12 protein-coding genes are annotated in these 13,482 nt (G+C 48.2%); 1 reads left to right on the forward strand and 11 read right to left on the reverse strand.

Annotation, left to right across the window (positions count from 1 at the left end):
* Window positions 1-8: 8 nt before the first annotated feature.
* Together holB and tmk are read right to left on the reverse strand one after the other, a co-directional pair.
* Window positions 9-914 (reverse strand): DNA polymerase III subunit delta', encoded by a 906-nt coding sequence (gene holB / locus ELR70_RS16615; RefSeq protein WP_054016815.1) that lies wholly within the window; start codon window positions 912-914, stop codon window positions 9-11.
* A gap of 13 nt (window positions 915-927) precedes the next feature.
* On the reverse strand, window positions 928-1,581 hold the full coding sequence (gene tmk / locus ELR70_RS16620) for a dTMP kinase (RefSeq protein WP_054016814.1): 654 nt from the start codon (window positions 1,579-1,581) through the stop codon (window positions 928-930).
* 143 nt (window positions 1,582-1,724) lie between these two features.
* Between tmk and ELR70_RS16625 the strand changes: the two genes are divergently transcribed.
* Entirely contained in the window at window positions 1,725-2,789 is a 1,065-nt protein-coding gene (locus ELR70_RS16625) for a DUF6765 family protein (RefSeq protein WP_241566314.1), read from the forward strand.
* A 45-nt stretch (window positions 2,790-2,834) separates the two neighbouring features.
* Here the strand turns inward: ELR70_RS16625 and ELR70_RS16630 are convergent, their stop codons facing one another.
* The 9 genes from ELR70_RS16630 to ELR70_RS16670 all read right to left on the reverse strand — a co-directional run bounded on the left by ELR70_RS16630 (window position 2,835) and on the right by ELR70_RS16670 (window position 13,367).
* Window positions 2,835-3,266: a cupin domain-containing protein gene (locus tag ELR70_RS16630; RefSeq protein ID WP_054016812.1), complete on the reverse strand. Its 432-nt coding sequence runs from the start codon at window positions 3,264-3,266 to the stop codon at window positions 2,835-2,837.
* 211 nt (window positions 3,267-3,477) lie between these two features.
* Complete coding sequence (locus ELR70_RS16635; RefSeq protein ID WP_054016811.1) at window positions 3,478-4,347, reverse strand: hypothetical protein; 870 nt, start codon at window positions 4,345-4,347, stop codon at window positions 3,478-3,480.
* 10 nt (window positions 4,348-4,357) lie between these two features.
* The gene (locus ELR70_RS16640) at window positions 4,358-5,026 is read right to left on the reverse strand and encodes a response regulator (RefSeq protein ID WP_054016810.1); all 669 of its coding nucleotides are present in this window, start codon (window positions 5,024-5,026) and stop codon (window positions 4,358-4,360) included.
* A 73-nt stretch (window positions 5,027-5,099) separates the two neighbouring features.
* Complete coding sequence (locus ELR70_RS16645; RefSeq protein WP_054016809.1) at window positions 5,100-6,710, reverse strand: ATP-binding protein; 1,611 nt, start codon at window positions 6,708-6,710, stop codon at window positions 5,100-5,102.
* 191 nt (window positions 6,711-6,901) lie between these two features.
* Window positions 6,902-7,195: a PilZ domain-containing protein gene (locus ELR70_RS16650; protein WP_054016808.1), complete on the reverse strand. Its 294-nt coding sequence runs from the start codon at window positions 7,193-7,195 to the stop codon at window positions 6,902-6,904.
* Between the two features lie 42 nt (window positions 7,196-7,237).
* The gene (locus ELR70_RS16655) at window positions 7,238-7,636 is read right to left on the reverse strand and encodes a response regulator (protein WP_054016807.1); all 399 of its coding nucleotides are present in this window, start codon (window positions 7,634-7,636) and stop codon (window positions 7,238-7,240) included.
* 87 nt (window positions 7,637-7,723) lie between these two features.
* Window positions 7,724-11,608 (reverse strand): ATP-dependent RNA helicase HrpA, encoded by a 3,885-nt coding sequence (hrpA, locus tag ELR70_RS16660; RefSeq protein ID WP_054016806.1) that lies wholly within the window; start codon window positions 11,606-11,608, stop codon window positions 7,724-7,726.
* Window positions 11,609-11,801: 193 nt separating this feature from the next.
* Window positions 11,802-12,230, reverse strand: coding sequence for a CBS domain-containing protein (locus tag ELR70_RS16665; protein ID WP_054016805.1), 429 nt, complete (start codon window positions 12,228-12,230; stop codon window positions 11,802-11,804).
* 87 nt (window positions 12,231-12,317) lie between these two features.
* Complete coding sequence (locus ELR70_RS16670; RefSeq protein ID WP_054016804.1) at window positions 12,318-13,367, reverse strand: isoaspartyl peptidase/L-asparaginase; 1,050 nt, start codon at window positions 13,365-13,367, stop codon at window positions 12,318-12,320.
* Window positions 13,368-13,482 lie beyond the last annotated feature (115 nt).

Here is a 13,482-nt window from a genome sequence, read left to right on the forward strand (position 1 = left end):
CTTGACTCCTATCTTAAGGTTTGCTGCAACTGATAGCATAATCGTGACAGACTCAGGGACAAGTTTAAGCCTAACACAGTATGCTGGTCTACTGAAAACCGCCTCACTATCGCAATGGCTGCCTGCGCTTTGCTAAAATCAAGTTGCCTTGCCACTATCTGATTGTTGATGGCCGCCAGAGCAAATCCGCAAAATACCTTTACCAGGCTAGTGTCAGTTTGCAGTGCTTTTGCCAGTGTATCGCTATCAACGCCTTCGCTGAGACGCTGCGCGGTTTGCCACAAGTAATCAATATCCTTGAGTTGCTGCGTCTGTGACCACTTTTGTAATAATAGCGGCTGCGACATAAAGTTGCTGACCCAGGGAAATTGACTGGTGAGGATCCCCTGCTGTGCAAGCCACGCTTCTACCGCGTTACCATCGAACACACCCACATTCAACTTGTTGCAGCGGCTCAAAACCGTCGCAGCCACGCGTGCACTGTCATTACACAGCAGCAACAGGTAGCGCCCACTGGCGGGTTCCTCAAGCGTTTTCAATAGCGCATTAGCAGCCGACTCAGTGAGCTTTTCAATGCCGTCGATAACAACAACCTTGTTTCCTCCTTGCTGAGCCGAGTGAAATATAAACTCATTCAAACCTCGGATCGCATCAACACTAATACTTTGAGTTTCAGCTGTTATCAGTAGTTTGTCCGGATGATTGTCAGCCTCAACAAGCAAACAGCTTTTACATTGTCCACAAGGAAATAGCGACGTACCAGCTTGTTTGCACAGCAGCGCTGCTGCAAGTGACTGGGCCAGCTCAAGCTTTCCAACACCGACCATGCCATAAAACAACTGAGCATGATGAAATCGCTGTTGTTGATAGCTCGTCTGTAGTTGAGTTAATACCGGTTCTAGCCATGGGTACATATCATCACACCAGTTAACTGTTGTTGTCTTGCTGACGGCTAGCCGCTACCAACGAATCAACGACTTTTAAACATGCATTCAGCACAGTCTGTTTATCTTGCGATGCATCAATCACACTAAAGCGCGCTGGCTCAGCTTGTGCCTGGACCAGATAGCCTTGCCGTGCACGGTGCAAAAACTCCATTTTCTCATCTTCCATACGATCTAGCCCTTCGCCACGTTGATTCACGCGTGTTAAACCAAGTTCTGGGTCCAAATCCAAAATGATATTCATATCGGGTTTAAAGCCGCCCAGCGCCAATTCATTAATTGTCGTGATGGTCTTAAGGTCGATGCCTCGCGCATAATGTTGAAAGCTGAATGTCGCGGCATCAAAACGATCGGAGATCACAACCTTCCCCGCTGCTAGTGCCGGCAGGATCTTTTCTTCGACATGCTGTGCCCGTGCCGCACCAAACAGCATAAGCTCAGTGACAGAACCCATTTCGGGCGTGCTGGGATCTAAAATAACAGTACGGATCTTCTCACCTATTGGCGTACCGCCCGGCTCACGAGTCAGTACAACGTCAAAACCCTGTTGCTCAAGATAATCGGCAATGCCCTGAATCACGGTTGTTTTGCCTGCTCCATTACTGCCATCACAAACCAACATAAAACCTTTATTCATACACACTCTCTGCGGTACCACTGAATACCGAATACAATTATCTGAAAATGAGCGCCATTATATCCGTTTCACGTCATCATCAGTAGGATTAATTCGTTGAATAGTGTACCGTTTACTGCATTAATCGATTTTCGCAAGGAAAAATGATGCAAATTGATCTTCATCACGCCATGACCTGGGTTGTGGCACGAGATGCTGGCTTCTCTCCAGCTCAGGCCACCACCATAGCGCACGCCGCACAGTATGTAGACGACGCCACTAACTATGGCCACATTGAGTTTGACAATGGCGCCACTTATGAGCGGATAGCAACTGCACATAAAATGCTTGAGTATCGAAACCTGGATAGCCTCAAAAATATGAAAGTCTGGGTGCCATTTCATTTTTTGCCGGGCAACGGCGGCTTACCGGCAGGCGAAAACCCGAGCGGTAGCTTTATTCAGAAACTGGTGTGCCGTCCACATTCACATGTCGCAAAAGACATGGTTGCAGAGGTACTGGCAGATAAAGACCGCCCATATTCATTACACCGACTGGGGATCACGGCTCATGTGTTTATCGATACCTGGGGACATAGGGGCTTTGCGGGCGTTGATCATCCGGTAAACCATGTTCGCGACATCACAGATCATAATGGCCAGGTACATCATCGCCTGATTGATAAAGTCACCAACTATTTCGCCAATATTCTGCAAGACAATATTCCAAGCCTTGGCCATGGTCAGGCGCTCTCTCACCCAGATCTTCCTCACCAGCATTGGTCTTATACAAACGGTCTGGGGGAGCGCATTGAGCGCAACAACCCCAGTGACTTTTTGCAGGCGGCAGACGAGTTGTGTAAGGTTTTTCAAACTTATCTGGTAAAGCCCATTACCGGACTCTCACCACAAGTACGCAAAGAGATTGCTCAGTGTTTTAACCAGTTTGTCAGCGATAATGGCGAAACACGTCATCAACAGTGGCTGGATGCGATTGCAAACGATCGTTTCGGTCTGGGTGCCCACCAACTCAGCTACATTGCAAAAGGTCATGGCTCATGGAAACACCTGGCACTTGGAACAACGTTGGAAAAAGGTGACGAGCGTTGTTACCAGTATCATTCAGGTTTTCTTAATTCTGACTGGAAACATTTTCATGATGCGGCGAAGAAACACCGTCAGAGCATCATTTTGGATATCCTGCCCAGATATGGTATTTGTGTCAGCTAGAAAAAAGATCACCGCGATCCAGGTTGATCGCGGTGAAATAGCAATTTATTCAGGCTTGAGCGTGACTTCCTGATCTTTAACACCTGCGTAAAAAACCACAATCTGTGCGGCTTCTTTACCAATATTTTTGCCCCAGTGCCAGGTATTGAGTACTTCGACTATGGTGTCGCCGGCCTTAATATGTAAGGTCTCACCGGTTTGTGTCTCAACCATTAGCTCACCTTGTATCATCAAACCAGCATTAATGTAAGGGTGCTTGTGGATAGGCAAAGTCTGTCCGGCAGGAATGGTAAAGCGCATGATCCGTACTTCCGGCTGGCCTTTTGGGTAGGCAGGCAGGGTTGCGCCGTTCCAGCTCTGATGCTGTTTTGTCAGAGTTTCTACTTTTATCTGCTCGGTGCTGTGCGCTGTTTCTGCACTGATACTCGCAAAACTCAACAGTAAAAAAGCCGGCAAGGTAAAAAGGGTACTGTGCATATAGGTTGATCCTTGTAAGTTTTTTGTATCCTAATACGACAATGTGACTTATACCAATTTGCTTAATTAAGTGTTCTATTTTGAGGCAAGAAAATATCGTCGATAACAAGGCAGAAATTTTGCTATTTAGTTGTTCTAAATGATAAATTTCTAACACAGTTAGCGGCATATTTGCTCCTTCAAATTGAACAGGTATTAAATGAAATTGGTATTAGTGGAGCCCTGTCATCGTCAAAATATCACGCTGTGCAGACAAGCGTAGTTCAACGTCACACTGAGCGGGTAAAGTCTGGATCCCCCACTGAGTCAGACGCTGGAAAAACTGTACAAAATGCGTAATTTCCTGTTGTGACATACGCCGTGACTGCGCTCCCGACAAGCGCAGTTTTTGTTCTTGCTCAAGGCGCCAGCGAGCAACATGTGAAAAGTCCCCGGCATTGAGAAATATGAGTTTATCAAGCTGTGCAAACAAGGGCTGGTAATCTGCTTTGAGAAAGCGGTTCACTGAATGCCTATACCTGCCATCAGGATCCTGTTCCTGCTCCAACTGATTAATCGGGCAGGTCAGGCTTTGTTCCGGCTGCTCTTTTATGCCCAAACACCAGCCTTCAAAAATCAGCACATCCAGGCTATTGCAGTGTTGCCATTGCGCAGACGAAAACGGCTCGTCCATAGATTTATCAAATCTAGGTAATATCACACTCTGCTGACCCCTAAATCGCGCCAGCACCTCCGCGGCCAGGGTGGTATCGTGCGTACCCGGTACACCTCGGGTCTGAAACAATGGGTGCATAGCACGAGCGCGCTTTGCCCGCTCAGCCCGGCTCAGGTAGAAATCGTCCAGTGACACACAATCAACACGCAACCCCTTTTGAACAAGCGCTGCTTTCAAATAACCAGCCAGTGTCGATTTGCCACTCCCCTGTGAGCCGCTTATACCCAGACACAAAGGTGAATTTTGCTCCGTTTGCTTCTGCAGCCACGCTGTAACAGGATCAAGTAACTGAACATACTGCGTATCAAGGTTGTACGTCTCACAAAACTGGCGTTGCCAGGGTTCCATCAAAAAAGACTCTGCCATATCGGTCGGGCTAGATGTTCAGCTCATACTTATAGCCAGCCCCATATATGGAGTGAATGAATTCGCTGTCCGGTGAAAGTTGAGAAAGCTTCTTACGAATTTTTTTAATATGGCTATCAATCGTACGATCGCTAACAATCCGATCATCGTCATAGATACAGTCCATCAATCTGGAGCGATTGTAAATGCGCCCTGGATGTGCGACTAAGGTTTTCAGTAAAACAAATTCCACCTGAGTGAGTTCTACAGAGCTGTTCTGATAGGTGACAAAGAGTGTATTTTCATCCAGTACCAGTTGCTCTGTCTGGAGGGGGGTTGCTCCTACGCGACGCAAAATAGCTTTTACCCGCGCCACCACTTCACGAGGGCTGTAAGGTTTGCAAACATAATCGTCCGCCCCCACTTCTAACCCTAGTAGCCGGTCAATTTCTTCCACCTTGGCAGTCGTCATAATAATGGGCACCATAGAGTGTCGCCTAACCTCACGACAAATTACGATACCATCAACATTAGGTAACATCAGATCGAGTAAAATTATATCTGGGTTAAAGGTGTTAACGGCGTTCAGAGCCTCGGCGCCATCATGAACCATCTGCAACTCATAGCCTGCCTGAGTGACATATTTACCTAAAATGGTCGCAAGCTTTATTTCGTCTTCAATGATTAATACTTTTTGCATTTTCAGCGTTCACTTTCACCTTGGGTCTTCTACTTCCCAAAATTAAGTGAAATGGCTTGAATTTACAACCCTTTTAGGAAAAGCGCATTACCACAGCCAGGCCACCAAGTTGACTTTGCTGCGCCGAAATAGTGCCGTTATGAGCCTGAACTATACTGGTACAAATCGCCAGCCCAAGGCCCGAGCCACCAGAAACACGATCTCTGGCCTGTTTGACGCGATAGAGACGGTCAAACAGCTTATCTAACAACTCAGGTTCTACTCCCGGCGAGCTGTCCTGCCAAACAATCTCGGTTTGATCTCCCAGCTTCTTAATCGTCACCCGGATTTGGCCGGGACTGTGTTCCGTTGAATCGGTGTAACGCAATGTATTTTGCATTAAGTTACTGAATAATTGAGTCATGCGTCTGTCATCGCAGTCCATCAACAAAGTTTTATCTCCGTCCAGCTGCCACTCAAAGTGCTGATTCGTCAACTGAGCCTGATGATTACCGAATGTTTGTTCAACAATTTCACCCAAACAATTTGGTGACATCTCATAGCTTAGTGATCCTCTGTCCGACATAGATAACTGATGCAAATCATCAACCAGCTGAGTCAAACGGCTGATCTCCTCATGTAGAGAGTGAAGCTGCTCAGGGTTAGTTTCAATGACCCCATCAATCATCCCCTCCAGTTCAGCTTTAAACACAGCAATTGGTGTACGCAGCTCGTGAGAAATATCGGCAATCCATTGCTGCCTTGCTTGCTGGTTTTCTCGCAAGGTTTCTGACAAAGTGTTGAGGTCTCTTGCCAGCATACCTAATTCGTCGTTACTGTCAGCATTGAGGTTGCTCTGATAGTCACCTCTTGCCAGGCTTTGCGCCGCACGACGCAGCGCAAGTACAGGCGCAACCAGAAAATGACTAAATGGTATCGCCAGTAAGCTCGACGCTATCAGTGCCACGATGGCGATATACATAAACCAATTTTTTTGTCGTTCAGCAAACAAGCTGTCAAAACGGTTACTCATCACCAGGCCATCTTCCAGGCCTACATACCCAAGTAAAGGTGACGAAGGAGAATCGGACTGATGAACAGGCACCCATAAAGTCGTTCTGGTCGTCGTCAGTGAACCTATTACCTGCTCACCGGCCGCATTCTTATATACCAAACGGCCACTACCATTGTCTCCGTGCCCTCTGGGTGGCCTGCGTTTTTTCGGAGGATACGCCCCTCGCTCCCCTCTTAGTGGGCGCTCAGCACCGGGTTGCGGACGTCTGTCAGATTGATACTGTGTCTGAGGGCGATGCTCATCACCCCTTTCCAAACCTATACTCTCCTCTGTCGAGCCTCTGTCAGCATGCTCTGGTCGTCTATGAGGCCGCTGCATAGCAGGGCTGTCGTAACTGTCATAAGAGGGGGTTGCACTGGCTGAGGTCGCGGTTACAGAATTCCCGCGCACTTCTTGTACCAGCTGATGCCAGGCCGGATGACGGTGAAATACCCATTCCTCACCGTAACGGTCGTAATTTTTTCGAATAGTCGGCATCAACGCAACCAGTCGTGCACGGCTATTTTGTTGAATATAGTCGCGAAAACTTCTTTCAAACGCAGCCTGGTTGGCAAAGTAAATCGCCATGATCAATACGGTGTTGACCAACAGCAAAATAGCCAGCAGCTTGTGCCGTATTGTCAATTTCATGGTGTGATTACCCCTGTGAGCAGACTTCAAAACTTGTAAGACCAGATGCTAATCAGTATGTAAGGTCAATGTGCAAATAGTGTGGAAGTGGAGACAAAATTTACCAAAGCAGGAACACGCCTGTGCGTCTGCTTTGTATAAGTGGTCCGTCACATGCAACACGGACCGATAGTTGAACTAAATCAGGGGAACTAATTAAACTGCACAATCTCGAGACCAAGCATATAACCTTCACCTTCGGTGTTGCTGCCGCAGCGGATGACTTTGACATGGGCATTAAGAGGAGGAATAGACCCACCATGACTATCGATAAACACATCTAACATTTCGTTGATTTCAATTGGCTCCTCAACGATTACCGACAAACCAGTAGCACTCAAGTCGTGGCAAGTACCTTGCAGTTTATGACCCGTAGACAAGACAGTTAATTGTGCCTGGGTATTGACCATCATGCGCATAAAGCGCCGTTTATCCTCATGTATCATGGCATGCTCCACTCATTATTATCATTGCTTGCCTGCAAAAAATTACTTGGGAATAATTTGCACCATATTCTTTATTTTTTCCGACAAAGATTGCATTGAAAAGGGTTTTACGACGTAAGCATCGCAGCCCGCATCAAAACCAGCCTGCTTCTCCTGTTCCGACTCCAAACCCGATACCATCAATACGGGAATGTCTCGCGTTTCAGGCGTGTTTTTCAGCATTCGACACGTATCGTAACCATCCAGCCCAGGCATGCAAACATCGAGCAATATCACGTCCGGTGGATCGGCAATCGCATTAGACAGACAGCTCTTACCAGATTCAGCGTAGCTGAATTTAAATGCGTCCGACAAAGCCATAGAGAGCATTTCAAAATTGAAATACTCATCATCAACCACTAAAACATGCGGCGTTTTCATCCTGCTCCCCTGTGTGGACATAGTCAATGCCGCTTCCTTTTCACAATCCAAAAATAGTTTCCTCTTAATAAGGTAATTGCCCTAATGCAAATTGCAAGTCAAAACACACTATTCGATCTCATTTAGCGCATTAGTGATCCGCTTTGCTGAAATCGGATAAGGTGTGCCTAGTGTTTGAGCAAATAAAGACACCCGAAGTTCCTGCTGCATCCAAAAAACTTCATCGAGGGCCTCTGGCATTGGCAGCCCTTTTGGCTGCTTATTACACTTATCTGTGTATGCAGTTGCTACTTTTTCGAGTTCCAGCACACACAAACGGTCACGATTTGGATCGACCGGCAACTTCTCAAGACGTTTTTCAATCGCTTTCATATAACGCAATAGATCAGACAACTTGTGTGCACCATGCTGGCTAACAAAGCCTTTAAAGATCAGACTCTCTAACTGAGACTTGATATCTCCGTGCGCGGTGATCATGGTTAAATCAACCCGCCCTTTCATGCGCTTGTTAATGCCATGCGCAATACTTAGCACCTGCTCAACCGCCGACGCAATATCTACCACTTTGTCTCCCAGTTCAGCCCGGACATATTCTTTGGCTTTTTCAAAATCCTGCTCAGAGCGGATCGCGGTGTAATCTCCCAGTAAGGCATCGATCCCCGCTGCGGTACAATCGTCGATCAGGTCGTTAATTTTACCAAACGGATTAAAATACAGCCCCAGCTTGGCTTTATTCGGCAAATGCTGCTGTAAATATTTCACCGGTGAGGGCACGTTCAGCATCACCAGTCGACGTAAACCGAGGCGGTGGGCCTGTTGTGCCTTGAGCGGATGATCAAATAAACTGATTGAGGTGCTTTGCTTGTTGTCTACCAGCGCCGGAAACGCCTTGATCTCATAACCGCCCTGTTTTTTGGTGTATTCCTCAGGCAGGTCACCAAACGACCACTGCGTCAGCCCGTCCTGCTCTATGCCCTCTTCGGCCACCTTTGATAGCGTTTGAGTGACCTTGCCTTGTAATTTGGCTTTGAGTGCATCCAGGTCATAGCCATGCGCAATCACCTTATTGTGTTCATCCAGTACCTGAAACTGCATTTTTAAGTGCGATTCCAGTGCCCCGAGATCGAACGCCTCAGCATCAACTTTAACGCCCGTCATACGTAATAAGCGATTGGCCAGGGCTTCAAGAAAACCGCCCTGCATCGGCTCTATGGCAGCGAGTACCGCATCGGCATAGTTGGGCGCCGGGACAAAGTTGCGTCGCAGACTTTTTGGCAGGCTCTTGATCAAAGAGCAGATCAATTCATGGCGCAGTGCCGGAATATGCCAGTCAAACCCCTCATTAGCCACCTGGTTAAGCAGTGGTAAGGGGATGTTCACCATCACGCCGTCAACGGGCTGACCGGGCTCAAAATGATAGCTCAATGGCAACATCAGATTGCCCTGCTGCCACACGTCTGGATAATCCAGCGCCGTAATGTGTGACGCTTCGTGCTGCATCAGAGCGTCTCTGTCCATATGCAAAAAGCGTTTGTCAGTTTTTTTCTTCTCTTTCCACCAGTGGTTGAACGCAGCCCGATTATTGACATCGGCCGGGATCCGCTGCTCGTAAAACGCCTGCATCATATGCTCATCGACCAGAATATCCCGGCGACGCGCTTTGTTTTCCAGATCCTGAATATCTTCAATCAGGGCCTGATTATGCTTTAAAAAGGCCTCATTTTGACCCAGTTGCTGGGCAACCAGCGCTTCTTTAATAAACAGTTCACGACACAGCGCCGGTTCAATCTGGCTGTAAACCGTACGCTTTTTGCCAACTATGATGAGGCCATACAGGGTTTGCTGTTCAAAGGCGATGACACAGCCCTGCTTCTTTTCCCAATGCGGTTCACTGTAGCTGCGCTTAACCAGATGCTCCGCCAGCGGGGCAACCCAGTTAACATCAATTCTGGCATTAATGCGGGCATAGAGCTTACTGGTTTCTACCAGTTCGGCCGCCATCACCCACTTGGGACTTTTCTTAAACAGGCCAGAGCCCGGGAAAATATGGAACTGGCTGTTGCGCGCCCCTTTGTAGAATTTTTTCTCGTCTTTTTGACCTATGTGGCTCAGCATGCCGCTGAGCAGCGCCTGGTGAATGGCTTCGAAGCTGGCGTCGTTACCTGAGGCTTTGAGGCCCATTTCGGTGCACACTGTGGTGAGCTGATAAACAATATCCTGCCACTCTCTGACCCGCATATAGGCTAAAAAGTCTTTCTGACATTGCTTTCTGAACTGACTGCGACTGAGCGCTTCCTGCTGCTCTTCCAGATACTGCCAGAGGTTTAAAAACGCCATAAAATCCGAGTCCGGATCTTCAAATCGACCATGCTTTTCGTCGGCTGCGCCACGCTTTTCCTGCGGTCTTTCTCTGGGATCCTGAATCGACAGTACCGCAGCGATAATGATCACCTCACGCAATGCCCCCAAAGGCGCTGCGGCCAGTACCATACGAGCCAGGCGCGGATCTATGGGTAAGCGGCTGAGCTTACGACCGGTCTGGGTTAGTGTCGTTTGCTCGCGCCTGGCGGCAGGTTTAACCGCGCCAAGCTCTTCAAGCAAGGTGACACCATCTGTGATATTGCGATTATCGGGAGCTTGTACAAATGGAAAACGCTTGATATCACCCAGGCCCAGCGCCAGCATTTGCAAAATAACCGATGCCAGGTTGGTACGCAGAATTTCCGGATCGGTAAATTCCGGACGACCCAGGAAATCTTCCTCCGAATACAAGCGGATACAGACACCCGCAGCGACCCGGCCACAGCGTCCCATACGCTGGTTAGCACTAGCCTGAGAGACAGCTTCAATAGGCAATCGCTGCACCTTAGTGCGATAACTGTAGCGGCTGATCCGCGCCGTGCCCGGGTCAATTACATAGCGGATCCCAGGTACCGTCAGTGAGGTTTCGGCCACGTTGGTTGACAATACAATACGACGGTGGCTGTGTGCGGCAAAAATGCGATTTTGCTCGGCATTCGACAAACGGGCATACAAAGGCAGGATCTCAACCCCTTTGAGGTTACGCTTACTCAGCGCATCCGCCGTATCGCGAATTTCCCGCTCGCCATTCATAAAGATCAGGATGTCTCCGGGGCCTTCTGCACACAGCTCGTCTACGGCATCGAAGATCCCCTGTAGCTGGTCGTTTTCGGCTTCACTCTCATCCCCACTGGCATCAATCACTGGGCGATAGCGCACTTCTACCGGATAGGTGCGGCCCGATACCTCAATGATGGGCGCGTTATTAAAGTGCTTGGAAAAACGTTCCGGATCGATTGTCGCTGAGGTGATGATCACTTTGAGATCTGGGCGCTTAGGTAACAAATTTTTAAGATAGCCAAGGATAAAGTCGATATTCAGACTACGCTCGTGGGCTTCATCTATGATGATGGTATCGTACTGGTTCAGGTATCTGTCTTGCTGGATCTCTGCCAGCAAGATACCGTCGGTCATTAATTTGATATAGCTCTTATCAGACACCTGATCGCTAAAACGGATCTTAAAGCCAACCTCCTGACCAAGCTCACAATTAAGCTCTTCGGCAATCCGGTTTGACACGCTGCGTGCGGCCAGACGTCGTGGCTGAGTGTGACCAATATAGCCATCAACACCACGGCCCAGTTCCAGGCAGATCTTAGGTAGCTGAGTGGTTTTACCGGAGCCGGTTTCACCCGCGACTATTACCACCTGGTTCTCGGCAATGGCTTTTTTAATGTCGTCTTTTTTCTGGCTAACCGGCAGCGACTCAGGATATTGCACCGCCGGCAGTTCAGCCAGGCGCTTCACTCTAAGCGTTTTACTGTGCTCTATGTCACGCGTTATCTGAGTAAGTACCTTTTGTTGTTTCGCTTCGTCTTTTATTTTTTTGACGCCCTGAAGACGTTTTTTAAAGAGAAACTGATCCTTTTTGAGGCAATCCGCTATGTTCGAATACAACGACTGCAAATCCACTACACGACACCTTGTTACTGAGAAAATCGTCGCGTAGTCTAACAAAAAGCATGCAGTCAGCCCAGTCCCTTTGACAAGGACTGCTACCTTAAAGATATTGTAGAATAGCTACCACACCGAATGGTGCCAAATATCGTCGACACCACCTTCATCAGGCATCGAAATATGCCCTCAGGAAAACGTGCATCAGAACTCACACAAAGCGATGTCCCGATTCATAGGTATCGTGGAGGTGCTTATCAATGGCATAAAGTACGTGGGTACGACTAATCACCCCAACCAGTCGGCAGTCACTGTCACACACCGGATAGATTTTAGGTTTATCGGCGGTCATTCTGTCTGCCAGTTTTAGGATACTGTCGTCCGGGCTGACACACAAAGGCTCGGCATTCATCACGTCAGCTACTATGCTGTGAGATTCATTCTGATAAGTAGCTTCAAGCATAGTTCGGATACAGTCCTGCTCTGATAAAAAGCCCACTACACGCTGCATATCGTCGATCACGGGCCCTCCGGCCTGACCACTTTGCAGTAATTTTTCTACTGCCGACTCAATACGCATGTCCGCTTTAAAGGTCACCGGACGATGATTAAGATAGTCTGCTACTTTGACAGATTGCATATTTCATTCCCCTAAGAAAACACCAGCTTCATATTAAATAGTAGCTGGCGTTACAAAAATTGCCTAAATTTGCAGACGTTAAGCAGACTATTTAGAGGTGTCTTTGTCCTCAAAAATCCCCACATAGGTAGGCTGAGTGTTGGACTTGCTGGCCCGATACATGCCCTTGGTGTTAAATGGCATGCTGATGTTGCCCTTGGCATCTAAAATAATCACACCGCCGGTTCCGCCCGCGCGTAACATCGGGCCAAAAATCACGTCCTGCCCGGCTTGCGTCACGGATTTGTCCTGATACTGTACCCGCGCGCAGATATCAGCGGCAACGTTATAGCGAATAAAGTACTCACCATGCCCAGTTGCTGACACCGCACAAGAATCATTGTCTGCAAAGGTCCCTGCGCCAATAATCGGCGAGTCACCAACACGCCCAAATCGTTTTGCTGTCATACCGCCGGTCGATGTGCCTGCGGCCAGGTTGCCCTGTTTGTCCAACGCAACGGCGCCCACTGTGCCCATTTTATATTGCTGCGGTAACTGTTGATGCTGTGCCTGATAGTCTTTGTTGCTCTGCTCAACTTGCTCCAGTTTCTTGCGTGCTTTTTGCCAGGCTTCATAACGATGCGGCGTGTCAAAATAGTCATTGTTAACAAACGACATACCTTCACGCTTGGCAAACTCCTCGGCGCCTTCGCCACTGAGCATCACGTGCACCGATTTCTCCATGACCGCTCTTGCCAGCTCGATGGGATTTTTAACATGTTTAACACCGGCAACCGCGCCGGCCTGACGGTCTCGTCCATCCATGATCGACGCGTCCAGCTCATGCGCCCCTTCATAAGTATAAACCGCGCCTTTACCTGCATTAAAAAACGGAGAGTTTTCCAGTATTTTAATTGCCACAGTAATTGCATCCAGGCTTTCACCACCTTGCTCTAACACGGCATAGCCCTGCTCAATGGCCGCTTTAAGCGTCTGTCTATAGGCTTTTTCCTGCTCGGGTGTAAAACGTGATTTTTCAATCGTACCGGCACCACCATGGATAGCAATCGCGATGGGTGTCTCGGGTTGAGATGCACAAGTGGGATATGCTAAGCAGAGTGCAGCAAATAAGGATGAAGAAAATAGTAAACGGCGCATGTACAGTTCCTGTTGTTATTTTATTGTGGAACCAAGTTGCCGGATTTAAATTTCGGATACAAAAAAAAGCGATAAAAAAAGCGCCCCTAAGGCGCTTTCTTACAATATGCTGTCG

It is taken from the genome of Pseudoalteromonas sp. R3 (genome assembly GCF_004014715.1).
Taxonomy (GTDB): domain Bacteria; phylum Pseudomonadota; class Gammaproteobacteria; order Enterobacterales; family Alteromonadaceae; genus Pseudoalteromonas.

Coding starts and splice junctions, on each gene's coding strand:
- tmk (WP_054016814.1), bottom strand. CDS start 1,581: ATGAATAAAGGTTTTATGTTGGTTTGTGATGGCAGTAATGGAGCAGGC.
- ELR70_RS16625 (WP_241566314.1), top strand. CDS start 1,725: ATGATGCAAATTGATCTTCATCACGCCATGACCTGGGTTGTGGCACGA.
- holB (WP_054016815.1), bottom strand. CDS start 914: ATGTACCCATGGCTAGAACCGGTATTAACTCAACTACAGACGAGCTAT.
- ELR70_RS16655 (WP_054016807.1), bottom strand. CDS start 7,636: ATGTCCACACAGGGGAGCAGGATGAAAACGCCGCATGTTTTAGTGGTT.
- ELR70_RS16645 (WP_054016809.1), bottom strand. CDS start 6,710: ATGAAATTGACAATACGGCACAAGCTGCTGGCTATTTTGCTGTTGGTC.
- ELR70_RS16635 (WP_054016811.1), bottom strand. CDS start 4,347: ATGGCAGAGTCTTTTTTGATGGAACCCTGGCAACGCCAGTTTTGTGAG.
- ELR70_RS16665 (WP_054016805.1), bottom strand. CDS start 12,230: ATGCAATCTGTCAAAGTAGCAGACTATCTTAATCATCGTCCGGTGACC.
- ELR70_RS16670 (WP_054016804.1), bottom strand. CDS start 13,367: ATGCGCCGTTTACTATTTTCTTCATCCTTATTTGCTGCACTCTGCTTA.
- ELR70_RS16640 (WP_054016810.1), bottom strand. CDS start 5,026: ATGCAAAAAGTATTAATCATTGAAGACGAAATAAAGCTTGCGACCATT.
- ELR70_RS16630 (WP_054016812.1), bottom strand. CDS start 3,266: ATGCACAGTACCCTTTTTACCTTGCCGGCTTTTTTACTGTTGAGTTTT.
- ELR70_RS16650 (WP_054016808.1), bottom strand. CDS start 7,195: ATGATACATGAGGATAAACGGCGCTTTATGCGCATGATGGTCAATACC.